The following is a 26,659-nucleotide window of genomic DNA, read 5'->3' on the forward strand; positions in this document are numbered from 1 at the left end:
ATAGCCGTGTACTCCGTTTCTCCGTGACTGTCAATATTAACTTCGTCGAAAATTATACAACTTTGTGACAAAAATGTAAACGTTTTTATGAATAAAAGTATTGACGGATTTTATTCGTGGGATTAATATTTAAATACGTTAAATATTTTATTGTTTAAATAAGAGGTGGATAACATGCCAAATGATATGAAGCATATCGATAAAATTCAAGCTCTTGCCTTTTCGATTGGAAAGAAAATGCAGACGGAGTTATTAGAACAAATGCAAGCAACAGGACTTACACCACCGCAGTTTTATATTTTAAAGATTTTAGATCATTATGGGGTTTCAAGAGCGACAACATTAGCAAAAAAGATGTATGTGAAGCCTAGCGCGATTACAGTGATGATTGATCGTCTAATCGATCAAGAACTTGTAGAACGCTATCACGACAAAGATGATCGTCGTGTTGTCATCATCGAGTTAACGAAAAAGGGGAAAGCTAGAGTAGAAGAGGCAATGACAGCTCGCAACGAGCATATTGCAAAATACTTTTCACATTTAGAGTTGCAAGAAAGAGAAGATTTATTACGTCTCTTTGAGAAGTTAGAAACAATTATTTGCGGGACACAAGAGAAAAAAGAGAATAACTAAGAGGAATTGAGGAGATTACATGGAGCAACAAGAAAATCAAAATAGAAAGTTGTTGTTAATCGGTTTAGTAATCGCGATGCTATTTGCTGCATTAGATGGAACAATTGTTGGTACAGCAATGCCACGTATCGTCGGTGACCTAGGCGGATTAAGTTTAATGACATGGTTAACGACAGCTTATATGTTAACATCAACGACAGTTGTACCAATTGCAGGTAAATTAGCGGATTTACTTGGTCGTCGTAACGTATATATAACAGGGCTAGTTATTTTCATGATTGGTTCGGCGTTATGTGGTATGGCGAATGGTATGACAGAATTAATTATTTTCCGTGGTATTCAAGGTCTTGGTGGCGGTATTATGATGCCAATGGCTATGATTATTATTGGAGATATGTTCACGGGAAAAGAACGTGCGAAATGGCAAGGTATTTTTGGTGCGTTATACGGTCTTGCTTCTGTAATTGGACCACAAGTTGGTGGTTGGATTGTAGATGCAGTGAACTGGAGATGGGTATTCTACATTAACTTACCGGTTGGTATTTTAGCAACAATCTTTATTGCAATGGGATTAAAATCACATAAACAAACAGGACCAATTAAAATTGATATCGCTGGAATCTTTACGATGATTCTAGGTGTTGTAAGTTTATTACTTGCGCTAACGTTTGGCGGAAAAGATTATGCATGGGATTCTTGGCAAATTATCGGTTTATTCGCACTAGCTGTAATTGGTATCGTTAGCTTTGTTATTGTTGAAACGAAAGCTGAAGAGCCGATTTTACCAATGCATTTCTTTAAAAATCGCACATTTACAATACTGAATGCGATTGGATTCTTTATGAGTATTGGAATGTTCGGCGCGATTATGTTCGTACCATTCTTCATGCAAGGTATTGTAGGAGTAAGTGCTGCTGAATCAGGAACAATTATGACTCCAATGATGATTACAATGATTGTAATGAGTATTATCGGTGGGCAACTTGTATTAAAAGTTGGTGTAAAACCACAAATTATCGCAGGTATGCTTATTATGGCCGGTGGTTTCTGGTTATTAACAACGATGGATATGCACACAACGAAGCTTACAGCTACTTCTTATATGATGGTTATCGGTTTAGGAATGGGTCTTGTAATGCCGACATTAACATTAGCGTTACAAGAAAGCTTCCCGAAAAAAGACCTTGGTGTCGTAACGTCATCAAGTCAGTTCTTCCGTCAAATTGGTGGAACATTTGGTATTACAATTTTAGGATCAATTATGAATAACACTTCAGGTACAACGTTAACAAATAAATTAGTACCTGTATTAGATACATTCCCGAAAGAAGCGGGACAAATGGTAACGAAATTTAAAGATATGATTCACACAGATTCACAAGGTTTATATTCGATGCTATTTAGCCCAGAGGCATTAAAACAAATGCCAGAAGCGTTTGCTAACAGCATTGTACCTATTTTGAAAAACTCTTTAGTAGACTCGCTTCATACTGTATTCTTAACAGGATTAGTATTTATCGTAGTAGGTGCCATTTTTACGATTTTCTTACAAAAAATTAAACTATCAGATCGTAAAAAAGATGCTGAAGAGCCTGCTGTAGAAGAAAAAGAAAAAACTGTATCATACTCGTAATGAAGAAGCATCGCCTTATGGCGGTGCTTTTTTGAGTATAACCTTAAAAGCTTTTTAGTGAGAAATGATTGACGTATTTTTAGAAATACGTTATATTATTTTCTGTAAACGGTTACATGAAATGAGGAGAAAAGAGAATGAGTACGATTAAAGACGTTGCGAAATTAGCGGGAGTATCTGTTGCGACCGTTTCCAGAGTTTTAAATAAAAATGGATATGTTCACGAAGATACATTAAAAAAGGTAGAGCGTGCAATTGAGATGTTAGATTATAAGCCTAGTACAGTAGCGCGTTCACTGTATAATAAAAAGTCTCGTTTAATTGGCTTAGTTGTTCCAAATATCGTGAATCCGTTCTTTCCAGAAGTTGCACGTGCCGTAGAAGATGTAGCACATAAACAAGGTTACACAGTTGTCCTTTGTAACTCTGATGAAAGTTTAGAAAAAGAGAAACAATACATTGATGTACTTAGACAAAATAATGTAGATGGATTTATTGTAGCAACAAATCCACAAAATAGTGTTAATTACATGAATTTATCTGTCCCGGTTGTTGCGATTGACCGTATGTTTAATGAGCGTATTCCTACTGTATATGCAGATAACTATGCAGGAAGTCAGGCTGCGACAAAGTTGTTACTAGATAAAGGATGTAAACATATTGCACATATTCGCGGTCCACGTGATGTGAGTACTGCAAATGAACGTTTTGAAGGTTTTGTAGACGTTATTACGCAAAATAACCTTTCGTATATGATTGCGGAGAGTACGTTTGAGCCAGCAAATAGTGAGCGTGTAGCGATGGAATTATTAGAAGAATACCCGCATATTGATGGTATTGTTGCTGGGAATGATTTAATTGCGATTGGTATTGTAAAGGCTGTACTTCAAAAGGGGATTGCCATTCCAGATGATTTACAAATTATCGGATTTGATGGAATTTCTTTAACAGAAATGATGTATCCATCTATTACAACAGTTGCACAACCGATATATGAAATGGGGAAAATTGCAACAGAGTTGTTGTTAGAGCAAATGGAAGGAAATACATTAGAAGAGAAACACTATCGTTTGCCGATTGAAATTATAGAACGAAATACAACGAAGTAAGGAGATGAAACAGATGCCAAATATTGCAGTAGTAGGAAGCATTTCAATGGACTTAGTGGCTGTTTCAAAAAAACGGCCGAAAGCAGGAGAAACAGTAATTGGTGAAGCGTTTCATACAATCCCAGGAGGGAAAGGGGCAAACCAAGCAGTTGCTGCAGCTAGGTTAGGAGCAAATGTAGCAATGGTTGGAGCGGTAGGAAATGATGATTATGGAACAGTAGTTAGAAAAAATTTAGAGAACGAACGCATTTTTATCGATTATGTGGTACCGGTTACAGATAGAACGACAGGAATTGCTCATATCGTTTTAGCAGAAGAAGATAACAGTATTGTTGTCGTACAAGGGGCAAATGCTCTTGTAAATAAGTCAGTTGTAGATCGCTCCAAAGACCTTCTTGTAAAAGCGGATATGGTTGTTCTTCAACTAGAAATTCCACTTGAAACAGTAAAATATGTATTGGCTATTTGTGAGGAACATAATATTCCTGTTATGTTGAATCCAGCGCCAGCACAAGTTTTATCAGAAGAAATTTTAGAAAAAGCAACTTATATTACGCCAAATGAACATGAGTGCCGCATTGTATTAGATGATTTTACATCACCAATTGAAGATTTATTGGCGAAGTATCCAAATAAATTATTGATGACAGAAGGTTCTAACGGTGTTCGTTTCCATAATGGCACGGAGATTGTACATGTTCCTAGCATTGCTGTTGATGTAGTGGATACAACTGGAGCTGGTGATACATTTAATGGTGCGTTAGCAGTTGCACTTTCTGAAGGAGAGACACTTCAAAAAGCAATTCGTTTCGCGAATATTGCCGGTGGTCTTTCTGTAACGAAACTTGGAGCACAGGGCGGTATGCCAACGAGAAATCGAGTACGTGAAGTGCAGGTGATTGTTGGATGAAAAAGCATGGTGTATTAAACAGTGAAATCGCGGCAGTCCTTGCTTCACTTGGGCATACAGATACGGTTGTAATTGCTGATTGCGGGTTACCGATTCCGGATGGAGTAAAACGAATTGATTTAGCTGTTGAGATTGGAAAACCGAGTTTTTTAGAGGTGTTACAAGTTGTAGCTGATGATATGGCAATCGAAAAAGTGACGTTAGCAGAAGAAGTCATTATAAATAATGCGGAAGTAAATAAAGAGATCGAGCAAAAATTAATAGAACCAGCATTTGAGTATGTATCTCATGAACAATTTAAAGAGCATACAAAGAAAGCGAAGGCGATTATTCGTACAGGCGAGGCTACGCCTTATGCAAATGTAATTTTACATGCAGGCGTGATTTTTTAATAAAGGGAAGTGATGGGAATGCATATTGAAATGAAAAACATTTCAAAGGCGTTCAATGGCAATCCTGTTTTGAAGAATGCACAGTTTATGATTGAAACAGGAGAAGTCCATGCATTGATGGGGGAAAATGGAGCGGGTAAATCAACGCTCATGAAGATTTTAACAGGTGTATACAAAAAAGATGATGGGACAATCACGATTGATGGGCAAGAGCGCACCTTTAAAAATGCGAAAGAAGCTGAAGAGTACGGCATCGCATTTATACATCAAGAACTAAACATATTGCCGAATTTAACAGTAGCTGAAAATATGTTTCTTGGTAAAGAGTTAATGTATGGGAAAACAGGTATTTTACGCACTCGACAAATGAACGCGATTGCGCAGCAGCAACTAGCAGAGCTAGGATTGCATGTAAGAGGTGCTATGTTAGCAGAGGAACTATCGGTTGGACAACAGCAAATTATCGAAATTGCGAAAGCGTTAATGACAAACGCGAGCGTTATTATTATGGATGAACCTACTGCGGCACTGACGGATCGTGAAATCGAAACGCTCTTTACAGTAATCAATAAGTTACGTAAAGAAGGTGTTTCATTCGTGTACATTTCGCATCGTATGGAAGAGATTTTCTCAATATGTGATGCCATTACAATTTTGCGTGATGGAGAATACGTTGGAAAGAGATTAATTCCAGAAACATCATTTGATGAAGTAGTGAGTATGATGGTGGGGCGCAGCATTGGTGAACGTTACCCAGAGCGAAATAGTCAAATTGGTGATGTCATTTTTGAAATGCGTAACGGAACGAAGAAAGGGAAATTTGAAAATGTTTCGTTTCAAGTGAGGAAAGGTGAAATCCTTGGTGTAGCTGGTTTGATGGGGGCTGGTCGCACTGATATTATGAAAGCGATATTTGGTTATGAACCTTTAGATTCTGGACAAATTTTTATAAATGGACAAGAAGTAAAGATTGATAGTCCGATAGATGCAATTAGACAAAGAATTGCTTTCATTACAGAAGATAGAAAATCTGAAGGGTTAGTGTTAGATTTCTCAATTCGAGAAAACTTATCGTTACCGAATTTAGAAAGTCTTTCAAAGGGAAGTGTTCTGAGCAACGAGCTAGAACAACAGTTTACAGAAGATATGATGAAGCTTCTTAATGTGAAAGCATCTAGCGGAGAGCAGGCAGTGAAATCTCTTTCTGGTGGAAATCAGCAAAAGATTGTAATCGCAAAATGGCTAGGCATTCATCCGCAATTACTCATTTTAGATGAGCCAACAAGAGGTGTAGATGTTGGAGCGAAAAAAGAAATTTACTCTATCATGAATAAGCTTACAGAGCAAGGCGATGCCGTTATTATGGTATCATCTGAGCTTCCGGAAGTTTTAGGGATGAGTGATCGAGTTCTTGTTATTCATGAAGGAAAAGTCGGCGGCATTTTAGGGAAAGATGAGGCATCACAAGAGTCTATTATGGCACTAGCTACAGGGGGAGAGTAAGGATGGCTAAGAAGGGGAATGTATTACAACAACTCGGTTCTTTAATCGGTTTAGTATTAATTATCGTCGTAATTACAGCTTTAAATCCAGCGTTCATTGAAATTCCAAATTTATTTAATATACTGCGTCAAGTATCGATTAATGCGCTTATTGCATTCGGAATGACCTTTGTAATTTTAACAGGGGGTATTGACTTATCGGTAGGTTCTATTTTAGCATTATCAAGTGCACTTGTTGCTGGAATGATGGCAAGTGGCATGGATCCGTTCCTTGCAATGGCAGTTGGACTATTAGCAGGTCTTGTAATGGGAATTGTAAACGGTATCATCATTGCGAAAGGAAAAGTAGCTCCATTTATTGCAACTTTAGCAACAATGACTATTTTTCGTGGGTTGACGCTTGTTTATATGGACGGACGTCCGATCACTGGTCTTGGTGATCATTTAATGTTCCAAATGTTTGGCCGCGGTTATTTTCTTGGTATTCCGGTACCAGCTGTTACAATGATGATCGCTTTCGCAGTACTGTACTTCATTTTGAAGAAAACGACATTTGGCCGTCGTACATTTGCAATTGGTGGAAATGAAGAAGCAGCAGCACTATCAGGTATTAATGTTACGAGAATTAAAGTAATGATTTACGGTCTTTCCGGAATTTTGGCAGCGCTTGCAGGTATTGTCTTAACATCACGACTAGATTCTGCACAGCCGACTGCAGGTACTTCTTACGAATTAGATGCAATTGCAGCAGTTGTATTAGGTGGAACAAGTCTTTCTGGGGGAAGAGGATGGATTGTTGGTACATTCATCGGTGTACTAATTATCGGTGTACTAAATAACGGTTTAAATTTATTAGGTGTATCTTCTTTCTTCCAACAAGTTGTAAAAGGACTTGTAATCTTACTAGCTGTATTAATTGATCGCCGAAAAGAAGCGTAATGGAGGGACAGTTCATGAAGAAATGGTTACTTATACTCGTTGCATGTATTATGGTCATTACTGCTGGTTGTTCAATGGAACCACCAGAATGGGCAAAGGATTCTAGCGATAAAGGTCGAAATAAAACTATTAAAGTTGGATTCTCTGTTTCAACTTTAAATAATCCCTTCTTTGTAACTTTGAAAAAGGGTGCAGAAAAGAAAGCGAAAGATAGCGGCATCGAATTGATTGCTGTTGATGCGCAAAATGATGCAGCGAAGCAAACGAACGATGTTGAAGATTTAATTCAAAAGGGTGTCGATGTAGTTGTTATTAATCCGACCGATTCAGATGCTGTTGCTTCAGCGGTAAGTGCGGCAAATGCAGCAAATGTTCCTGTTATTACAGTAGACCGCGTTGCGAATTCAGGTAAGGTTGTTTCTCACATTGCATCTAATAATATCGAAGGTGGTCAAATGGCTAGTGATTACATTCGTGAATTAGTCGGCGAAGGAGCAAACGTTGCTGAGTTAGAAGGAATCCCTGGATCGTCTGCTGCTCGTGAACGTGGGAAAGGATTCCATAACGTAGCCGATAAGTCTTTAAAAGTAGTTGCAAAACAAGCGGCTGATTTTGATAGAGCGAAAGGATTATCTGTTATGGAAAACATTTTGCAAGCAAATGGTGATATTAAAGCCGTGTTTGCGCATAACGACGAGATGGCATTAGGTGCACTTGAAGCATTGAAGTCTGCTGGAAAAACAGATGTGGTAGTTGTTGGATTTGATGCAACAGAAGATGCTGTGAAAGCGGTTAACGATGGGCGTATGGCTGCAACAGTCGCTCAAAAACCGGAATTAATCGGAGAGAAGGCGATGCAAACAGCAAAAGAGATAACACAAGGTAAAAAAGTGGACAAATCTATTCCGATTGAATTAGAGCTTATTAAGAAAAATAAATAAATATAAAATGAAAATTAGGAAGGAAGAATAACAAATGAAATTCTTTATTGATACAGCAAACATTAACGAAATTAAAGAGGCAAATGCATTAGGCGTAGTAGCTGGAGTAACGACAAACCCATCACTTGTAGCAAAAGAAGGCGTAGATTTCCATGAGCGTATTCGTGAAATTTGCAGCTTTATAGAAGGACCTGTAAGTGCAGAAGTAATTAGCTTAGAAGCTGATAAAATGATTGAAGAAGGAAAAGAATTAGCGAAGATTGCTCCAAACGTTGTTGTAAAAGTTCCAATGACAACAGAAGGTTTAAAAGCAGTAAAAGCATTCTCAGATTTAGGAATTCGTACAAACGTTACATTAGTATTCTCAGCAGTTCAAGCATTACTTGCAGCTCGCGCTGGTGCAACATATGTTTCACCATTCTTAGGTCGTTTAGATGATATCGGTCATAACGGTATGGATTTAATTCGTCAAATCGCAGAAATCTTTGCAATTCATGGCATCGAAACAGAAATCATTGCAGCATCTGTACGTCACAGCGTTCACGTAACTGATGCAGCATTAAACGGTGCACATATTGCAACAATCCCAGCAAACGTAATTGCTTCATTAGTGAAGCACCCATTAACAGATCAAGGAATTGAGAAATTCTTAGCTGATTGGGAAAAAACAAAAGAGAAATAATAGAAAATCAAGAATCCTAGTTTAATTGACTAGGATTCTTTTTTTATTTAAAAGAATTTTCATGCAATTTTGCATATTGTCTTTTAAATTTTTTATATAAGATATTTAATATATATCACATAACTCTTTATTTTTCATATTTCGATATAAAGTGAAACTTTAATCAGTGGGGGCTTTGTTCATCAGCACACTGATTATTAGTTGAACCAAGGGATAAACAGATAGAGGGTCTGACCAGAAAACTGGAGGGCATGATTCTATAACAGAAAGTTTAATGTTTATAGATTTATGTCTTTTTATATAGGGAGGGTAGTAAACAGAGATTTCGACAAAAACGCACCGATTTATCTGAATTTTAAGTTTTATAAAAGGAGAGAAATGGAATGAGAAGAAAAGCCCCATTTAAAGTGTTGTCATCATTAGCAATTGCAGCAATTATCGGATGCACATCTGTAATGAGTGCGCCGTTAGCATATGCAGAAACGCCAGCAAAAGAGAAAGAGAATGTGTCTACAACGCCAATTGATTACAATTTAATTCAAGAAGATCGTTTAGCGGAAGCTTTGAAAGAAAGAGGAACAATTAATCCAGCATCTTCTAAAGAAGAGACGAAAAAGGCTGTCGAGCAATATATTGAAAAGAAACAAGGAGATCAGGCGAACAAAGAAATTCTTCCAGATGCTCACTCACAAGAAACGTCTGATTTCACAAAAAAAGTAAAAGAGAAAAAGATGGAAGAAAAGGAAAATGTAAAAAAGACTGAAAAAAATATTAATCTTGAGCAAAAGCCAGAACCAAATAAAAAGCAATTAAATGGGCAAGTTCCAACTTCAAAAGCAAAGCAAGCTCCATATAAAGGATCTGTTCGATCGGATAAAGTATTAGTGCTACTCGTTGAATTTAGTGATTATAAACATAATAATATTGATCAAACACCAGGTTATATGTATTCGAAAGACTTTAGTAGAGAACATTATCAAAAGATGTTGTTCGGTAAGGAGCCTTATACATTATTTGATGGTTCAAAAGTAAAAACGTTTAAACAATACTATGAAGAGCAGTCTGGTGGTAGTTATACGACAGACGGATATGTAACGGAGTGGCTAACAGTTCCAGGAAAAGCATCTGATTATGGAGCTGATGGTAGCAGTGGTCATGATAATAAAGGTCCGAAAGGTGCACGTGATTTAGTGAAAGAAGCTTTGCATGCAGCTGCTGAGAAAGGACTAGATTTATCTCAGTTTGATCAGTTTGATAGGTATGATACAAACGGGGATGGGAATCAAAATGAACCTGACGGTGTAATTGATCATTTAATGGTAATCCATGCTGGTGTTGGTCAAGAAGCAGGTGGTGGTAAATTAGGTGATGATGCGATCTGGTCACATCGTTCAAAATTAGCAGTAGATCCAGTAGCGATTGAAGGTACAAAATCAAAAGTAGATTACTTTGGTGGAAAAGTAGCAGCACATGATTACACAATTGAACCAGAAGATGGAGCTGTAGGTGTGTTTGCGCATGAATTTGGACATGATCTTGGATTACCAGATGAATATGACACGAAATATACTGGAAATGGTTCACCTGTCGAAGCTTGGTCATTAATGAGTGGAGGTAGTTGGACAGGAAAAATCGCAGGAACGGAGCCGACAAGTTTTTCACCACAAAATAAAGATTTCTTACAAAAGAATATGGGTGGCAACTGGGCAAAAATATTAGAAGTAGATTACGATAAAATTAAGAGTGGTGTGGGAGTTCCTACCTATATTGATCAAAGTGTTACGAAATCAAATCGTCCAGGCGTTGTACGTGTTAACTTACCAGGTAAAAGTGTTGAAACGATTAAACCGGAGTTTGGAAAGCATGCATATTATAGTACAAGAGGCGATGATATGCATACAACGTTAGAGACACCATTCTTTGATTTAACAAAAGGAACAAATGCAAAATTCGATTATAAAGCAAATTATGAGTTAGAAGCAGAGTGCGATTTCGTCGAAGTACATGCAGTAACAGAAGATGGAACGAAAACATTAATTGATAGACTTGGAGAAAAAGTAGTCCAAGGAGATAAAGATACAACAGATGGGAAATGGATTGATAAATCATATGATTTAAGTCAATTTAAAGGCAAAAAAGTGAAACTACAATTAGACTATATTACAGATCCAGCTGTAACATATAAAGGTTTTGCGATGGACAATGTAAATGTAACTGTTGATGGACAAGTTGTATTTTCTGATGATGCAGAAGGACAGTCTAAAATGAATTTAAATGGTTTTGTTGTTTCTGATGGGACAGAGAAGAAAGCTCATTATTACTACTTAGAGTGGAGAAACTATGCGGGATCAGATAATGGTTTAAAAGCAGGAAAAGGTCCAGTGTATAATACAGGTCTTGTCGTTTGGTATGCAGATGATAGTTTCAAAGATAACTGGGTTGGGGTGCATCCAGGTGAAGGATTCCTTGGTGTTGTAGATTCTCATCCAGAAGCGCTAGTTGGTAATTTAAACGGAAAACCAGCATACGGTAATACGGGCATGCAAATTGCAGATGCTGCATTTTCATTTGATAAAACACCAGCATGGAGTGTAAATTCATTAACACGTGGTCAGTTTAACTATTCTGGATTACAAGGTGTTACAACTTTTGATGATTCAAAAGTATATAGTAACAAGCAAATTGCAGATGCAGGAAGAAAAGTTCCAAACCTTGGACTTAAATTCCAAGTTGTTGGACAGGCAGAAGATAAATCGGCAGGCGCTGTTTGGATTAAACGTTAATAACATAAAAGCACATTCTTCATATGAAGAGTGTGCTTTTTAATTTGTACAGTAAGTTATTATTTTAGTTTATGTAATACAAGTGTTTATTCATGTGTAGTGTATCAAATTATGTGGGGAAAGGAAATATTTCCGAGGAAATTGTCGAAGTATCGTCGGTATTTATAAACTTTCTTTTTAAAAGAAGCGATGTATTATTGCCTTTACGGCTCAATTTATTTACATTGTTATTTGGTTATACACAAAAGTAATATATTGGGCAAAAAAGAGTTCTATTCAATAGGGCTCTTTTTATAGATAGAAAGGAGTAAGCGATAAATGAAAGAAGTTATTGAATGTCCACAGTGTGAAGGGGATATTACTGTACAGCATATTATTGATCTCCCGCATCCTTTTTCATTAAGGTGTCCACATTGTAAGGTGAAGTTGAAAGAAATCAGGGTAACGCCATGTTTAATATTAGCGATGATTTGTATAATTCCATTGTTTATTATTATTGGAGAGAGTATTAAGGAATTACTAGTAAAATATTTTTCTATTGTAGACAATGTACCAACTGTACTTATTTTCTTTTTATTTTGTTATCCATTGTATTATTTCTATGAAAAATATAATGCTATATTGTTTATTAAATACGGCTTATTGAAAGTTAAAAGTTGAATTGAATAGGAGATTATTATTATGCTTTGGAAAATATATTTAGTTATTGTAGCAATGTTAGCTATTATTTCGTTAGTAAGGGGCATGTTTCAAACGCCAATTCAAAAGTTTGACTTTGTAGTTTCTATTATTACGTGGATAGGGCTCTTTGGTTTTGTATTTGATATACAAATATTAACCTCGATTGTTTGGAAATGTATCTTCTTGTTTAGCGTCATTTGGACTTTAACTGCAGTTTTTGTTTTTCGTTTATATGAAGAGCGAGATGAGCCATTACCTTTTATATTTAAATTAATTGGCATTATTCCAACGCTTCCATTATATTATGGATTATATCAATATGCATTTTAAAAAAGACAACGATGGATTATCCCATCATTGTCTTTTTTACTTTGCTTCTTACATAAATCATCCCAGCAAATGTTAATAAAAATGCTGTCCCGATAATGAAGCTAGCGCTAGGTGATGCTCCGATTGCGCCGACTGTAAAGGAGCCAGCAACAACTCCTAATGAGAAGAAGGCATAAAATAATCCGAATGCCTTTCCGCGATTATCGTCTGTAGTATTTTCAACGAGTAAAGCGTTAATAGACGGGAAGAGGATCGCGAATCCAATTCCATAAATCATCATTACGATAAAGAGCATACCTTTTGTAGCAAATAATCCGAGTAAAGATAATGCGAATGCCATAACTGCAATTCCGATTAGCATTAGTTTCGAACGATTAAATCGATCGTAAATACGATTTGTTGGAAGCAAGAAGAAGAGGATAGCAGTTATACCGAATACACTTAACATCATGCCTGTTGTAGATGCTTTAAGCGCTAATGCCTCAACTTTTACTGGTAACATATAAGTGACAATTCCTTGTGAAAACATTAATGTGAAAGCACCAATATATGCTTGTAATAACGGTTCTGATTTTAAAAGTTCAACCATATCTTCTTTGTTCATCATTTGCGTTCTTGATGTATCTTTTCTTGATACGTTATTTGGTAAGAAGAATAGAGATACGATTGTACCAAGAGCCATTAAAATAGAAATAGTAATGAAGACCCATTCTACGCCAGCTGTTGCTTTCATAATACCGCTGAAAGCAGGTCCGACGATTGCCGCTGTTCCAACAGCAGCACCAGATAGAGCCATTGCTTTTCCTTGTTTTTTTGCATTTGTTTGTTTTGATAAAAATGTAAAGGCAGCAGGAATTAAAAAGCCATCACTAAATCCATGCATAAAGCGAACAACTAATAGTTGTTCACCACTTTGAACAACGGTGTATAACAAGACTATGAAACTCGTAATTCCCATGCTTATATAAAGGATTTTTTTTGCACCAAATTTATCGACAGCGGCTCCAGCAATAATATTACCGATCATATTAGCGAATGAGTACATACCGACAACTAGCCCGATAATAAGAGGAGTTCCTCCAAGGCTTTGAGCGAAAGTACTCATAATAGGTAATTGTGAAAATGTATCTAAAAATGCCACGATAACGATAAAGTAAATAAAATATTTCAAGCGATATTCACCTCTCCTATGCTATTATGGCACAATGCTAATTTCACCTGCAATGAAATTGAATTAACAGATGTGGAAAAAAGTACAAAGTGACAAAATATTGAACGTTATTTGTAAAAAATTAGTGAAAATGCGATTGTTTTTTTGAAATATATGGATAGAAGTATTATAATAGAATCGTAAACTTCACCAGGTTAAGTATATACATAGAGAGGGATGTATAAAATGAAAGCACTACTTTGGCATAATCAACGTGATGTACGAGTAGAAGAAGTACCAGAACCAACAGTAAAACCAGGAACAGTGAAAATCAAAGTTAAATGGTGTGGTATTTGTGGGACAGACTTGCATGAATATTTAGCAGGGCCTATTTTTATTCCAACAGAAGAACATCCATTAACACATGTGAAAGCACCTGTTATTTTAGGTCATGAGTTTAGTGGTGAGGTAATAGAGATTGGTGAAGGAGTTACATCTCATAAAGTGGGAGACCGCGTTGTTGTAGAACCAATTTATTCTTGTGGTAAATGTGAAGCTTGTAAACATGGACATTACAATGTTTGTGAACAACTTGTTTTCCACGGTCTTGGCGGAGAAGGCGGCGGTTTCTCTGAATATACAGTAGTACCAGAAGATATGGTTCATCACATTCCTGATGAAATGACGTATGAACAAGGTGCGCTTGTAGAACCAGCAGCAGTAGCAGTTCATGCAGTACGTCAAAGTAAATTAAAAGAAGGGGAAGCTGTAGCGGTATTTGGTTGCGGTCCAATTGGACTTCTTGTTATCCAAGCAGCTAAAGCAGCAGGAGCAACTCCTGTTATTGCAGTTGAACTTTCTAAAGAACGTCAAGAGTTAGCGAAATTAGCAGGTGCGGATTATGTATTAAATCCAGCAACTCAAGATGTGTTAGCTGAGATTCGTAACTTAACAAATGGTTTAGGTGTAAATGTTAGCTTTGAAGTAACAGGTGTTGAAGTTGTACTACGTCAAGCGATTGAAAGTACAAGCTTCGAAGGACAAACTGTAATTGTTAGTGTATGGGAAAAAGACGCAACAATTACTCCAAATAACTTAGTATTAAAAGAAAAAGAAGTTATTGGTATTTTAGGATACCGTCACATTTTCCCAGCTGTTATTAAATTGATTAGCTCTGGTCAAATTCAAGCAGAGAAATTAATTACGAAAAAAATTACAGTGGATCAAGTTGTTGAAGAAGGATTTGAAGCACTTGTAAAAGATAAAACACAAGTGAAAATTCTTGTTTCACCTAAATAAGATAGAATCGAAAAGAGTAGCCCTTTTCTAGAAATAGAAGAGGGCTACTTTTTTTCTATACTGAAAGGTGATAGACTTTCCTTTGACTAAATGTATTTTTGTTTGGAAGGGAGAATCTAATGCTTTCATTTTTGTTAACTTTAAAGCGAATGTTAAGAGCTTGTTTACGAGCGTGGAAAGATAAAGAATTTCAAGTATTATTCATATTAACAATTTTGACTTTAATATCGGGTACGATTTTTTATAGTACAGTTGAAGGGTTACGTCCTATTGACGCTTTATATTTTAGTGTGGTCACGTTGACGACTGTCGGTGATGGGAATTTTAGTCCGCAAACTGATTTCGGAAAGATATTTACAATCTTATACATATTTATTGGGATTGGATTAGTGTTTGGATTTATTCATAAGTTAGCAGTTAATGTACAATTGCCAAGTATATTATCGAATAGAAAAAAAGAGTAAAGCATGTGGGTGCTTTACTCTTTTTTTACATTAGTTTAGACAAGCCTTAATAATAGTTTATTAAAATGAAAGTGTATTCATTCATTATATTCACTGTGTATAAAGTTATAATGATATGAACATTTGCATATTTTAATTTAGTGATAGAAATTTCGTGAAAGGTGGGATATTCTAGTCATAGGTTAACCGGACGACATCATAGGATCCTAACAAAATGTTTACAATAATTCAATTATAAAATGGAGGATTTTATATGAAAAAGAAAGTACTTGCTTTAGCGGCAGCTATTACATTAGTTGCTCCATTACAAAGTGTTGCATTTGCTCATGAAAATGATGGGGGACAGAGATTTGGAGTTATTCCGCGCTGGTCTGCTGAAGATAAACATAAAGAAGGCGTGAATTCTCATTTATGGATTGTAAACCGTGCAGTTGATATTATGTCTCGTAATACAACACTTGTAAAACAAGAGCGAGTTGCACTATTAAATGAATGGCGTACTGAGTTAGAGAACGGTATTTATGCTGCTGACTATGAAAATCCTTATTATGATAATAGCACATTTGCTTCACATTTCTATGATCCTGACAATGGGAAAACTTATATTCCGTATGCAAAGCAGGCAAAGGAAACTGGAGCTAAATATTTTAAATTAGCTGGTGAGTCTTACAAAAATAAAGATATGAAACAAGCATTCTTCTATTTAGGATTATCTCTTCATTATTTAGGGGATGTAAACCAACCGATGCATGCGGCAAACTTTACGAACCTTTCGTATCCACAAGGATTCCATTCTAAATATGAAAACTTTGTAGATACGATAAAAGATAATTATAAAGTAACGGATGGAAATGGATATTGGAACTGGAAAGGTACGAATCCAGAAGATTGGATTCATGGAGCGGCAGTAGTTGCGAAACAAGATTACGCTGGCATTGTAAATGATAATACGAAAGATTGGTTCGTGAGAGCTGCTGTATCACAAGAATATGCAGATAAATGGCGCGCTGAAGTTACACCAATGACAGGTAAGCGTTTAATGGATGCACAACGTGTTACTGCTGGATACATTCAGCTTTGGTTTGATACGTACGGAAATCGTTAAGTATTTGAAAAAGGTCAAATCTCAGAATAGAGTATTTGGCCTTTTTATCACTATACAATACATGGAGGTATGAAACGTGAAAGGTAAATTGCTAAAAGGTGTACTTAGCTTAGGGGTTGGTTTAGGAGCTTTATATAGCGGAACGTCAGCTCAAGCAGAAGCATCTACAAATCAAAATGATACATTAAAAGTGATGACGCATAATGTATATATGCTATCAACAAACTTATATCCGAACTGGGGACAAAATGAGCGTGCTGATTTAATCGGGGCGGCAGATTATATAAAGAATCAAGATGTTGTTATATTAAATGAAGTGTTTGATAATAGTGCTTCAGATCGTTTATTAGGGAATTTGAAGAAAGAATATCCAAATCAAACAGCAGTATTAGGTCGTAGTAGTGGAAGCGAATGGGATAAAACGTTAGGAAACTATTCATCTTCAACTCCTGAAGATGGTGGCGTTGCGATTGTGAGCAAATGGCCAATCGCTGAAAAGATTCAATATGTATTTGCAAAAGGATGCGGGCCAGATAATTTATCGAATAAAGGATTTGTATACACGAAAATTAAGAAAAATGATCGTTTCGTTCACGTGATTGGGACGCATTTGCAGGCTGAAGATAGTATGTGCGGAAAAACTTCACCAGCATCTGTACGTACGAACCAATTAAAAGAAATTCAAGATTTTATTAAAAATAAAAATATACCAAATAATGAGTATGTGTTAATTGGTGGTGATATGAACGTAAATAAAATAAATGCAGAGAACAATAATGATTCAGAGTATGCATCTATGTTTAAAACATTGAACGCTTCTGTACCATCTTATACTGGACATACAGCGACTTGGGATGCAACGACAAACAGTATTGCAAAATATAATTTCCCTGATAGCCCTGCCGAATATTTAGATTATATTATTGCAAGCAAAGACCATGCGAACCCATCGTATATAGCGAATAAGGTGTTACAGCCGAAATCTCCACAATGGACTGTTACATCGTGGTTCCAAAAATATACGTATAATGATTACTCTGATCATTGTGAAGCGCACGTTATCAACTCTTTAAAGAGATTAGGTCACAAATTGGTAACGAAAATGATAAATCTTGTTCCATAAATGCAACCACTTCCGCTTGTTTTGACGGATATAAATGACTATATGTATTTAACGTTGTTGAAACATCCGAATGTCCTAGGCGTTGGGCTACCACCAGTGGACTTACCCCTATATTTATTAAATATGATGCATGGGAATGTCGAAATTCATGAAGTAGAATTTTGGGTATTCCAGAAGCAACAATATATTTGGCAAAACGTTTATGAAGGGTAGCTGTCGCTATACTTGTGTAAAATTCACCAAATACAATGTAATCATTTTTTATCGTTGCCCTTAATGTAGCATGTTCTTTTAATGTTTTTAATAAGTCTATGACAAGAGACGGTAGCATAATAATGCGATTTGATGCTTTGGTTTTGGGTTTTGTAATTTGTCTGTTATAGTTGGTTTTATTAATATCAATCGATTTTTCTTCAAAATCAATATCTGCCCATGTTAAGGCTAGCAATTCGCCAGTTCTTGCCCCGCTATAATAAAGAGTCGTAAAAAAAGCTTGATACAGTAAATCATCTACTACATGAATGAATTGTTTAAATTCATCAAATTCCCAAAAGTTTAATCGTTTATTCGATTCTTTTTCAAAGTTGCCAGCAATTCTCGCAGGATTACTTGTGAGACCATAAAATTTTATTGCGAAATTAAAAATTGAGGACAGCACGGTATGAATCTTTTTTAAATAAACAGCTGAATACTTATGAATAATTTCGTTTTGGTAGACCATGATATGTTTAGCAGTTATATTGTTAATTTTTGATTTCCCGAATTTTTCTAGTAAATGATTTTCCAGGATGGCTTTAATGGTGTTAATTGAAGACTGTTTCCTCCTCTGACAATACCAATCAAAATAACTATCCGCAACTTGAGCAAAAGTTAAACTAGAGTTCGTTTCTTTTTCAACTAACATTGTAGCTTCCGCTTCACGTGCTTCCTTTTTTGTTTTAAACCCACGACGCTTTACTTGCTTTTGAGTACCATCAAACTGACGGACTCTGACAACGAAGAAATATGTTCCACGTTCTTTATCTTTGTAGATCACCATAGGAATCCCTCCTGTATGTATAAAGATTGATGATTCAATTATTGAGTAGATTATAACTTGTTTGTTACCAAAAGAAAAGGCTCCCAAAATAAATTGAGAGCCTCTCTTTGACTTTAACCACTTTAATTTTAATAACATATTACCTACATGAAAATAAAATTGCCGTTTAAAACAGTATAGCATATTTAAATCCGAAAATACTCAAAAAATAAAATTCCCCACTAGGATTAGTGGGGAGATTGGTGAGGGACACCAATCAGGATGATACAAGTAAGGATAAAATCATAATACCATAAAAATAGGTTGACACATATTGAGAAAAATACGAATTTGTTCATTGCAATATTGTAATTAGAATCGAAATTGGCTGGCTTCTGGATTTAATTTCGGTAGAATATAATAAAAATGAACCAATATTCATTAAAAATGGAAAATTTTCCAAGATATTTTTATGGAAATAGAACAAATTTCTCGAGACATATATTTATCAAGTTGTAAGGGGTTGGAAGAGAATGTAGGTTCGTGATAACATTAATCTTGTATACAGTATAGGGGTTTCTGTTAGTCAATTAGACAGAATAATCATAAAAAACAAAATAAATTCAAACATAAAAACTCGCAGAGCGTGTGTAAGAGGTGCATCCTACAAAACTTCTCACACCGTTCATCCTAGCTACTTTAGGACAAACATTTGCATCATACGAGTTCCTCGTCAGTGTAACACACACCTAGTAAATTTAGAATGTGTCCTGTATTGAGAAAATTAAAGCTGAGGGCTTTTATGTTATACTGAATGGAGGAAAGATTACTTTGAAGTCGTTACATGTTGAAGTTTGTGAATTAATTGACAGTAGACCTGAGTTAACATATGCGAGTGTTGCTGAGGCTATTGGAGTAAGTCCTCAATATATGTCTAAGTTCAAAAAAAGTGGGACCATTAGTTTTTGCGGTCTCTTGAAATTGTCGCAAGTATTAACGTTGCCTGATGAAAACTACAAAACTACCATGCGTGATTTTTGCTTGAAAGTTGATACCACTGAATTAATCAAACAAAGCTTCGAGTATGCTTCGATTATCAGGGATATGGAATTGTTAAAGCGTTTGATAGGAAAATATCGAAAAGATAAAGGGAGTATTCAGGAATTTGTGGACGTTTATGAAATACTGTATCGATATATGTTAAGAGAGATTGATGGGGAATCACTGATTAAAGAAATAAATAGCCTACGCCAACCTACGGATTGTTGTTTGAGAATATTAATTAGTATTATGAAATGTTATGGTTACTATTTTTCTAAAGAGTTCTCAATGATGATTGGACTTGGTAAAGAAGTAGAGCAGGGGCTGAAACAGTTAAGCGGTGGGCGCAAAGATTTTATCCAACATTGCTATTTTTATAAGGTATATGAGGTTTTAGCGCCTGTACATCTGCGCTCAAATAATAGGGATATGGCGAGAAAATATGCTTATATTATTAAAAATGCAAACGTTGGCCTCAAGGCTAGTTCAGATGCATCATATATAATTGGCATGTCTTATTTACTTGAAGATAAGCAGAAATGTTTATCAATGCTAAAGGAAGGTTATGATTTATCTAAAGGGATTGGTGATCAAGGCTACGAGAATGAAGCATTTTATAATATGAAAATGGTAGAAATGTATTATGCTGCGGAAACAGAAGGAATGGCTAGTGTATTGGCTGACGTTGATAAATATGCTCAAGTTTTTTATCAGAAAGACAATGAAGATTTCATTGTTTTATTTAGGGCAATGAAAGATGGATCAAATGAAAGCTTACATAAATGTCTTCAGCAATTCTTTACTCAAGGTAATTACCTTTTTTCCAGTTTAAGCGCAAGAGAATTATATAAGCGTGGGGAAGATTCTGCTATAATTAAGTGGATGATGGATTATAAACAAGAGGTTGGAGGGAATGAGTTTGAAGAAGCAAATATTGATATTTTCAGCGATGTTGACTTTAATACTGATACCATTTGTCTCTAATAAGGGATTAGAAGAAAGAAATTTAGGTAAATCTGTTAATTATATGGATGTTCGGCCAGGCGGTTGAATTATAGGGAACCACTTAATGAATCTCATTAAGTGGTTTTTTATTTGTCAATATATTTTGCTGAAAAAAAACAATTTGTTTTTTGGTTAATCTGAAGATTTTTATCGGAACTAGTAATAAAATTATAGAAAAGGGGCTAATTTACAGTAGGTGTTGAGATAATCGTTTATAGAGGAGATTAGATAATATGAATAAAGTAAACGGGGAAAAAATTCAACAGGAATGGAAAAATGTAGATGAAAAAATTAAAACGATGTTAGTACTGGAACAAATTTTTAGTGAGGATGAAGAGTTTATACATATGGTCAATAAAATTAAAACCATGATTAATACTCAATAATCATGGTTTATTTTTCGTGTATTTTAAGTAAGTCATCAATTAAATTTATAATCGTTTGCTTTGTTTCGGATGGCATATTATCAAGACGCTTCATAAGTTGGGCAGTTTCAGAATTAATTTTTTCAGTTTGAAAAGAAGGCTCGGTTTGTAAACCTAATAAATAATCTATCGATACACCTAATACGGTAGCTATTTTATAGGTATTTTCTCTCGAAGGGCTTTTTCTATTAGTTTCGTATAAGGATATTGCAGAACGATTAACATGTAAAGCGTCTGCTAACTCTTGTTGTGAGATATTTTTTTTAGTACGAATCGCTTTGATACGGTCTCCTAATGTTACCATTACTAACACCCTCCGGTTAACTGAATTAAACATTTCTATGATTATAATAACTAAAATAAGTAAATGAAGCAATGCTTTTTTAGTAAAATCATTAAAGTACATAAAAAAGGTTTGCAGAAGAAAGTATTTTGTCATATGATGTTAACAGAAGTAACTTAGGGGGATGAAGATGAAAAAATTTAATGGTAAGAAGCTTTATTTATTAAGGAAAAATAAAGGTTTTTCACAGAGAGAATTAGGAGAGTTATTAGATTGCAGTCATTCTTTAGTTAACCTGATGGAAAATGGTAAATTGCAACCCACAACTGCGAAGTTATTGGGGATTTCAAGTATCTTTAAGGTTTCTATAGATGAGTTGTTTATTGATTTTTTTTAATTTTATAGTTAACAGAGGTAACCTAAACTGTAGAATCTAGAAATTATTTTTAAAAGGAGCGATCCCCATGCATAAAAACCTATACATCGCTAGAAAAGAACAACGCATGACACAAGAAAAAGCAGCGAATTTGATTCACATTGCACCGAGAACCTATTTTGCTAAAGAACACGGTAAAAGTGATTTCACCCTAAAAGAGGCTCAAAAACTAGCAAAATACTTCAAAACAACAGTGGATGAGCTGTTTGAGAAATAGAGGGAGAGGAAACAAGTGAAAAACGGTAAACGACCAACGAAGCGAGAGAAGATACATATTAACTCGTATAAGTTAAATCCAGAAAATTGGTTGATCTATAAGAAAGCAGATGGACGACTACATTTGGTGCATCGTCATACGAACTCAAGACGAGTTATTCCAAGTGCGTAGGGTTTGTGAAAAAGAAAAAGGACTCTAGCGGAATGCTAGAGCCGTCAACATGGAATGTGAGTATTCTACACGAATGTATTATAGCATAACTTTTCTAAACCTACATAGATAAATAATATGCAATTATGCATGAATCATAAGAAAAAGCCCTATAAAGGGCTTTCCGATACCATCTAATGGGCGGTTAATGAGAATATGGTATCTATGCAATAGAATACAAGTTAAATGAGTGTCAAAGTATTCTATTTATTTTTAAATTATCATGAATTCTTTTAAAAAGAAACTGGTAAAAGTGTCCAATTAATGTGTGCTATTGTATGTAAAGAAGAGGAGAAACCATCATGACTAAACCAGTTCTAACAAAAGACTTACAAAAGAAACAAATACTCGATGAATTCTTACAGCACTGTGAAAAGAAGCAAGTCGAAGCGCTAAAAAAGAATAATCCCTATCAGTTTTGCATCTGGATCAAAGAAGCTCGATTAGCTCGAAGGGAATTGGCGGCACTCTATCGTGCAAAAGAAAAGTATGATGAGGAACGTACGCATATAAAAGGGATTGTAGCACATTTAAGAAGTAGAGGGATTGATGCTTCAGTTGTGGAGAGAACACATTTTAGTACGCTTTGTAGGAAATCAGTTACATGTGAAAAAGTCCTATAAAATAGGACTCTTTCTGTACATAAGTCATACTACTTGAATTGCATTGACCTTCATCACAGTTAGTATATCAGATATATTCTGAATTATCTTCATGTAAATGCTTCCAGAATGACGAAAAGACCTAGAATTAGGTCTTCTCATCGGCAATATCAGTCTAGAACAGTATACCTAACAGGAGTGAGTTAAGTAACCGGAATGCTCTTATAGTATAGCAAACTATGATAACTAAAAACAAGAAAGGATGGTAAAAGGAAATGACGGCACAAGAATTATTTGAAGAAAAACAACATGTAGTAATTGCAGCAATAAAGCAACAATTTAGAAGTATCGCAAGAGCTAGGCAGATTGCAAAAATGAATAATATGGAGTTGGATGATTTAATGCAAGTTGGCCATATGTATTTATGGGAGAATTGTGTGAAGTCTGATCCAGAGAGAGTAGATACATTCAATGCATACGTGATGAAAGGCATGAAATGGGCAATGAGTGATGAAATTCACTTGAAAGGAACGCCTTTTAAAATCAGCAGACGAGTGAGTTATGAGGACAGGAATAAAATGAATATTCATTCGATTGATTTGCATCGAGAGGAGGAAGCAGAAAATGGATTTTATGCCGTATCACCAATTAATGTGGAAAAAGAAGTAATGGTATCAGTAGGAATTCAGGAAGTCACAAGTATATTGGAAGAAGAGGAAAAAACAATTATGATGCATGTTGGATATGGTTTTACCGAACAGGAGATTGCTGTGAAATTAGAGATGAAAAAATCTACTGTTCATACGAAAAAGACACGTGCATTTTTAAAAATGAATCCAAATTATAAGCCAATGAAACAAAAATCCTTTTTTTCAGGGAAAAGGATGATAAAGAGAAACCACCAGTTGGGGCTGGTAATCTAATAAAAACATATGTGTTGTTCATCATAACACATGTTGCATAAGAGATGCAAAAAAGACCTGTTTTCACAGATCAAGAGAAAGGGTAATTCGTGAAAGAATACGATTTAATCATGATTGTAACAGAAAGAAATAAAAAATAAAAGATTAAAAAGAAAGAATATTCAATCTATCTGGTCGAGAAATATGAAATAACTAGAGAGTAAAAATATCTAGAAAAATTGTTGGTTAGAGAAGGGTGACGGGGATGAATATCAATGTGCTGAAAGTCGCAAGAATAAACCTCCAAGGTAACACCTTAGATCAGGGGTGGTTTAAGTATATCACTTTAGAAAACGGTAAGCCCTATATGGTTGCAATTACAATACTTAGCGAGATTTTTTATTGGTATAAACCAACTGAAATAAAGGATGAAAGAACGAATGAAATCCAGTATAAACAAAAATTTAAAGCAGATAAACTTCAAAAAAGTTATCAACAATTAGCTGATTCATTTGGTTTTACCAAAAGACAAGTATTAGAGGCGTGCAAATACTTAGTGAAAAGAGAATTAATCGCAATTGAATTTCGTACGATCATAGTTAACGGAATGAGGCATAACAACGTGATGTATGTAGAACCAATCGTGGAGAGTATTGAAAAAATATCTATTTTATATCAAGACCCTATCACATCAGAAAGTGACACCCTCCCACATTATAACAAGAGAGGCTCCCGCATTAAAACGGAGGAGGCTCCCACATTGAAACGTGGGACAAATACAAAGAATACTACAGAGATTACTACAAATAAAAAGAAGTATTGTCACAAGTTTGAAACTTGCGACGTCAATGCAGCAAAATATTTGTTTGAAAAAATTAAAAGTAATAATCCGAAGCAAAAAGAACCTAATTTTGATTCTTGGTCTAATGATTTTAGATTAATGCGTGAAAAGGATCAACGTGAATTACAAGAGATAAAAGATGTGATTGATTGGTGCCAAGTAGATTTTTTTTGGCAAGGAAACATCTTATCTCCTAAAAAGCTACGTGAAAAGTTTGATCAACTAACAATCCAAATGAATGCTAGAAAAGGGGCAAAAAATCATGGAAGCGGTAGGAAGAGCGATGACGAGGATTTTGAATACATCGGCTTGTAAAGAGGGCGACGAAGGTTATACTTGTGAACACTGTAGCGCTTTTATTAAAGCAATCGTAGTAGAAGTACCAGCATTACGAATAAAAAATAAAGTATTTCCCACGTGCGAATGTGTAGTAGAGCGTGCAGAAGCGAAAATAAGAGAGTATCAAAATTTCTCGAAGAAAAGGGAAATTGAAAAGCTATTTAGCATTCATAACGTGGGAAATCGTTTTGATAAAAGTACATTCTCAGCATTTCTGGAGCGAAATGGTTCAGAGACGGCGTGCCAGTTAGCGACACAATATGTGCAAGTTTTTCCAGGATGGCAAGGAGAATCACTTTGGTTATGGGGAGAACCTGGCAATGGGAAAACACATTTAGCAGCCGCCATTACAAAAACATTGACAGAGCAAGGATACATCGTCGTATTTCAAAGTGTCCCAGAATTGCTTCAACGTATCCGTAGTACGTTTAACAGTGAAAACAAGGAGAATGAAGCGCAAATTATGAGAGCACTATTAGAATGCGATTTACTTATTCTTGATGATATCGGAGCTGAGAAAGCGACGGAATGGGTGGAAGAAAAGATTTTTAATATCATTGATGGACGTTATCGAAAAGAGATGCCTACTTTGTATACAAGTAATTTAAAGCCGAAAGAAATGTTACAACAAGTGGGGAAGCGATCTTATGATCGTATGGTGGAAACGAGTTTGACAATTGAAAATAAAGCAACAAGCTATCGAAGAGAGATTGCTAAACAAAGATTACAGCGTTTTGGAGAGAGTTCTTAATATATGCCAATAGAAGAGGAGTGTAGGCTTATGACGGATTTACAGTTAGAAAACTATACAATTTTAGCTCAGCAACGAAAGTACATGAAGAATGAGCGACGTAACTTGTACATTGCTTTAGAAGAACTAGACATGCTGTGGGATGAAGATGAAGTAGTGCAAGTGAAAGAAGCATGGAACAACAATGAAAGTGTGTTCGCAATTGGCGAAAAAATGCAACGTGATCCAGATGAAGTTGCGCTACTGATTATGGATTTAGCAAGAAAAGGTGCGATTGGAAAAAGGGCGTTGGGGTTAGGGGCATGAAACAGCTAACCTTTGAAGATGTTGTAGGAGCCATGGAGTATGCCGCATGCAGTACGTCTGAACAATTCCTTTCCAATCATTTGGTTACACCAACTTACGCAGTAGAATTTTTTGACCGAGATGAAAAACAGAAGTTACGTTGGTTTGAAGTGAATGCAGAGGCTGAAGCAAAAGAAAAAGCAGAAGAAACATACGGGAGAATTCAAATCATTCAAGTATATGTGTCTAATCGAACATTGAAAGAAATTATGGAGTTGGACTAAGGGTATTTTTATCAAGAGAGCGCAGGAATTTCCTAAAATGGACAAGCCTATGCAAAGGAGAACAAACATAGATGAAAAGAGAAATAGACATGAAAACAAATGGCATCTATATTGTGGTGGATGGGAAAATCAACTTTGAAGAACCCCCAAAGAGCGGTTACGGACAGCAAGTCTTATATTGGGTAAAGGGAAAAGTGTCTCATACACAAACAACGATTACGAATAAGTTTAAATGAAATTTGAATTTTGTACAGAAATGGAATGGGAGGTTACCAGAAGTAAGTGGAGAAGCTATATAAGTTACGTTTAATATTTTAACAATTGTTCAGTTCCTAACCTTTGAA

31 protein-coding genes are annotated in these 26,659 nt (G+C 35.5%); 28 read left to right on the forward strand and 3 right to left on the reverse strand.

Translation table 11 applies throughout. From position 1 onward, the window contains the following. Positions 1 to 174: 174 nt before the first annotated feature. From ACODS7_RS17475 to ACODS7_RS17530, 12 genes are all read left to right on the forward strand, one after another. Complete coding sequence (locus tag ACODS7_RS17475) at positions 175 to 633, forward strand: MarR family winged helix-turn-helix transcriptional regulator (RefSeq protein WP_243168475.1); 459 nt, start codon at positions 175 to 177, stop codon at positions 631 to 633. A 19-nt stretch (positions 634 to 652) separates the two neighbouring features. Beyond that, entirely contained in the window at positions 653 to 2,266 is a 1,614-nt protein-coding gene (locus ACODS7_RS17480; RefSeq protein WP_243168476.1) for an MDR family MFS transporter, read from the forward strand. Between the two features lie 137 nt (positions 2,267 to 2,403). After that, positions 2,404 to 3,375, forward strand: coding sequence for a ribose operon transcriptional repressor RbsR (gene rbsR / locus ACODS7_RS17485; protein ID WP_243168477.1), 972 nt, complete (start codon positions 2,404 to 2,406; stop codon positions 3,373 to 3,375). A gap of 13 nt (positions 3,376 to 3,388) precedes the next feature. Beyond that, positions 3,389 to 4,285 (forward strand): ribokinase, encoded by an 897-nt coding sequence (gene rbsK / locus ACODS7_RS17490; protein WP_224981531.1) that lies wholly within the window; start codon positions 3,389 to 3,391, stop codon positions 4,283 to 4,285. Beyond that, positions 4,282 to 4,677 (forward strand): D-ribose pyranase, encoded by a 396-nt coding sequence (gene rbsD / locus ACODS7_RS17495; protein WP_000716151.1) that lies wholly within the window; start codon positions 4,282 to 4,284, stop codon positions 4,675 to 4,677. Before rbsK ends, rbsD begins: the two co-directional genes overlap by 4 nt. Positions 4,678 to 4,695: 18 nt before the next feature. Beyond that, positions 4,696 to 6,180: a ribose ABC transporter ATP-binding protein RbsA gene (rbsA, locus tag ACODS7_RS17500; RefSeq protein WP_064532095.1), complete on the forward strand. Its 1,485-nt coding sequence runs from the start codon at positions 4,696 to 4,698 to the stop codon at positions 6,178 to 6,180. Between the two features lie 2 nt (positions 6,181 to 6,182). Continuing rightward, a complete protein-coding gene (locus tag ACODS7_RS17505) occupies positions 6,183 to 7,118 on the forward strand; it encodes an ABC transporter permease subunit (RefSeq protein WP_001074641.1) in 936 nt (311 codons plus the stop codon). 14 nt (positions 7,119 to 7,132) lie between these two features. After that, positions 7,133 to 8,059: a ribose ABC transporter substrate-binding protein RbsB gene (rbsB, locus tag ACODS7_RS17510; protein WP_000758975.1), complete on the forward strand. Its 927-nt coding sequence runs from the start codon at positions 7,133 to 7,135 to the stop codon at positions 8,057 to 8,059. A 34-nt stretch (positions 8,060 to 8,093) separates the two neighbouring features. Further along, a complete protein-coding gene (gene fsa / locus ACODS7_RS17515; RefSeq protein ID WP_098629129.1) occupies positions 8,094 to 8,741 on the forward strand; it encodes a fructose-6-phosphate aldolase in 648 nt (215 codons plus the stop codon). 383 nt (positions 8,742 to 9,124) lie between these two features. Beyond that, positions 9,125 to 11,524, forward strand: coding sequence for a M6 family metalloprotease immune inhibitor InhA2 (gene inhA2 / locus ACODS7_RS17520; protein WP_001252976.1), 2,400 nt, complete (start codon positions 9,125 to 9,127; stop codon positions 11,522 to 11,524). A gap of 318 nt (positions 11,525 to 11,842) precedes the next feature. Next, positions 11,843 to 12,184: a hypothetical protein gene (locus ACODS7_RS17525; RefSeq protein WP_000665754.1), complete on the forward strand. Its 342-nt coding sequence runs from the start codon at positions 11,843 to 11,845 to the stop codon at positions 12,182 to 12,184. A 21-nt stretch (positions 12,185 to 12,205) separates the two neighbouring features. After that, positions 12,206 to 12,535 (forward strand): hypothetical protein, encoded by a 330-nt coding sequence (locus ACODS7_RS17530; RefSeq protein ID WP_000964465.1) that lies wholly within the window; start codon positions 12,206 to 12,208, stop codon positions 12,533 to 12,535. Between the two features lie 16 nt (positions 12,536 to 12,551). On the opposite strand, the gene ACODS7_RS17535 is transcribed toward ACODS7_RS17530, so the two are convergent. Then, on the reverse strand, positions 12,552 to 13,706 hold the full coding sequence (locus ACODS7_RS17535) for an MFS transporter (protein ID WP_043935145.1): 1,155 nt from the start codon (positions 13,704 to 13,706) through the stop codon (positions 12,552 to 12,554). 225 nt (positions 13,707 to 13,931) lie between these two features. Between ACODS7_RS17535 and bdhA the strand changes: the two genes are divergently transcribed. The 4 genes from bdhA (at position 13,932) to sph (ending at position 17,676) form a co-directional block, all read left to right on the forward strand. Beyond that, positions 13,932 to 14,984: a (R,R)-butanediol dehydrogenase gene (gene bdhA / locus ACODS7_RS17540; RefSeq protein WP_000645827.1), complete on the forward strand. Its 1,053-nt coding sequence runs from the start codon at positions 13,932 to 13,934 to the stop codon at positions 14,982 to 14,984. Positions 14,985 to 15,103: 119 nt separating this feature from the next. Then, a complete protein-coding gene (locus ACODS7_RS17545; protein ID WP_000948207.1) occupies positions 15,104 to 15,448 on the forward strand; it encodes a potassium channel family protein in 345 nt (114 codons plus the stop codon). Between the two features lie 253 nt (positions 15,449 to 15,701). After that, entirely contained in the window at positions 15,702 to 16,553 is an 852-nt protein-coding gene (gene cerA, locus ACODS7_RS17550; protein ID WP_043935143.1) for a phospholipase CerA, read from the forward strand. 76 nt (positions 16,554 to 16,629) lie between these two features. Continuing rightward, positions 16,630 to 17,676, forward strand: a complete 1,047-nt coding sequence (sph, locus tag ACODS7_RS17555; protein WP_243168478.1) for a sphingomyelinase C — start codon at positions 16,630 to 16,632, stop codon at positions 17,674 to 17,676. Here the strand turns inward: sph and ACODS7_RS17560 are convergent. Beyond that, positions 17,615 to 18,715 carry a tyrosine-type recombinase/integrase gene (locus ACODS7_RS17560; protein ID WP_243168479.1) on the reverse strand — a complete coding sequence of 367 codons (1,101 nt, stop codon included), beginning with the start codon at positions 18,713 to 18,715 and terminating at the stop codon, positions 17,615 to 17,617. The two genes, sph and ACODS7_RS17560, sit on opposite strands and share 62 nt — an antisense overlap. Positions 18,716 to 19,525: 810 nt before the next feature. Here ACODS7_RS17560 and ACODS7_RS17565 point away from each other — a divergent pair. Both ACODS7_RS17565 and ACODS7_RS17570 read left to right on the forward strand, forming a co-directional pair. Then, complete coding sequence (locus ACODS7_RS17565) at positions 19,526 to 20,719, forward strand: AimR family lysis-lysogeny pheromone receptor (RefSeq protein ID WP_065485281.1); 1,194 nt, start codon at positions 19,526 to 19,528, stop codon at positions 20,717 to 20,719. 254 nt (positions 20,720 to 20,973) lie between these two features. Next, positions 20,974 to 21,126, forward strand: a complete 153-nt coding sequence (locus ACODS7_RS17570) for a hypothetical protein (RefSeq protein WP_243168480.1) — start codon at positions 20,974 to 20,976, stop codon at positions 21,124 to 21,126. 7 nt (positions 21,127 to 21,133) lie between these two features. On the opposite strand, the gene ACODS7_RS17575 is transcribed toward ACODS7_RS17570, so the two are convergent. Continuing rightward, the gene (locus tag ACODS7_RS17575) at positions 21,134 to 21,469 is read right to left on the reverse strand and encodes a helix-turn-helix domain-containing protein (protein WP_065485279.1); all 336 of its coding nucleotides are present in this window, start codon (positions 21,467 to 21,469) and stop codon (positions 21,134 to 21,136) included. A 169-nt stretch (positions 21,470 to 21,638) separates the two neighbouring features. On the opposite strand from ACODS7_RS17575, the gene ACODS7_RS17580 reads away from it, so the two are divergent. The 10 genes from ACODS7_RS17580 to ACODS7_RS17625 all read left to right on the forward strand — a co-directional run bounded on the left by ACODS7_RS17580 (position 21,639) and on the right by ACODS7_RS17625 (position 26,551). Beyond that, on the forward strand, positions 21,639 to 21,845 hold the full coding sequence (locus ACODS7_RS17580; RefSeq protein ID WP_098679599.1) for a helix-turn-helix domain-containing protein: 207 nt from the start codon (positions 21,639 to 21,641) through the stop codon (positions 21,843 to 21,845). A gap of 67 nt (positions 21,846 to 21,912) precedes the next feature. Next, on the forward strand, positions 21,913 to 22,101 hold the full coding sequence (locus tag ACODS7_RS17585; protein WP_023523419.1) for a helix-turn-helix transcriptional regulator: 189 nt from the start codon (positions 21,913 to 21,915) through the stop codon (positions 22,099 to 22,101). Positions 22,102 to 22,116: 15 nt separating this feature from the next. Beyond that, positions 22,117 to 22,272 carry a DUF6906 family protein gene (locus tag ACODS7_RS17590; RefSeq protein ID WP_197235195.1) on the forward strand — a complete coding sequence of 52 codons (156 nt, stop codon included), beginning with the start codon at positions 22,117 to 22,119 and terminating at the stop codon, positions 22,270 to 22,272. A gap of 341 nt (positions 22,273 to 22,613) precedes the next feature. Continuing rightward, the gene (locus tag ACODS7_RS17595) at positions 22,614 to 22,934 is read left to right on the forward strand and encodes a hypothetical protein (RefSeq protein WP_197235193.1); all 321 of its coding nucleotides are present in this window, start codon (positions 22,614 to 22,616) and stop codon (positions 22,932 to 22,934) included. 254 nt (positions 22,935 to 23,188) lie between these two features. Beyond that, the gene (locus ACODS7_RS17600; protein WP_243168481.1) at positions 23,189 to 23,836 is read left to right on the forward strand and encodes a sigma-70 RNA polymerase sigma factor region 4 domain-containing protein; all 648 of its coding nucleotides are present in this window, start codon (positions 23,189 to 23,191) and stop codon (positions 23,834 to 23,836) included. 244 nt (positions 23,837 to 24,080) lie between these two features. Next, complete coding sequence (locus ACODS7_RS17605) at positions 24,081 to 24,971, forward strand: DNA replication protein DnaD (RefSeq protein WP_243168482.1); 891 nt, start codon at positions 24,081 to 24,083, stop codon at positions 24,969 to 24,971. After that, entirely contained in the window at positions 24,919 to 25,746 is an 828-nt protein-coding gene (locus ACODS7_RS17610) for an ATP-binding protein (protein WP_243168483.1), read from the forward strand. Before ACODS7_RS17605 ends, ACODS7_RS17610 begins: the two co-directional genes overlap by 53 nt. A 30-nt stretch (positions 25,747 to 25,776) precedes the next feature. Next, positions 25,777 to 26,052: a helix-turn-helix domain-containing protein gene (locus ACODS7_RS17615; protein ID WP_232482522.1), complete on the forward strand. Its 276-nt coding sequence runs from the start codon at positions 25,777 to 25,779 to the stop codon at positions 26,050 to 26,052. After that, positions 26,049 to 26,315: a hypothetical protein gene (locus ACODS7_RS17620; RefSeq protein WP_243168484.1), complete on the forward strand. Its 267-nt coding sequence runs from the start codon at positions 26,049 to 26,051 to the stop codon at positions 26,313 to 26,315. Before ACODS7_RS17615 ends, ACODS7_RS17620 begins: the two co-directional genes overlap by 4 nt. Before the next feature lie 71 nt (positions 26,316 to 26,386). Further along, positions 26,387 to 26,551, forward strand: coding sequence for a DUF3954 domain-containing protein (locus ACODS7_RS17625; protein WP_016098383.1), 165 nt, complete (start codon positions 26,387 to 26,389; stop codon positions 26,549 to 26,551). Positions 26,552 to 26,659 lie beyond the last annotated feature (108 nt).

The sequence above is a fragment of the Bacillus sp. FG16 genome (assembly GCF_057809515.1).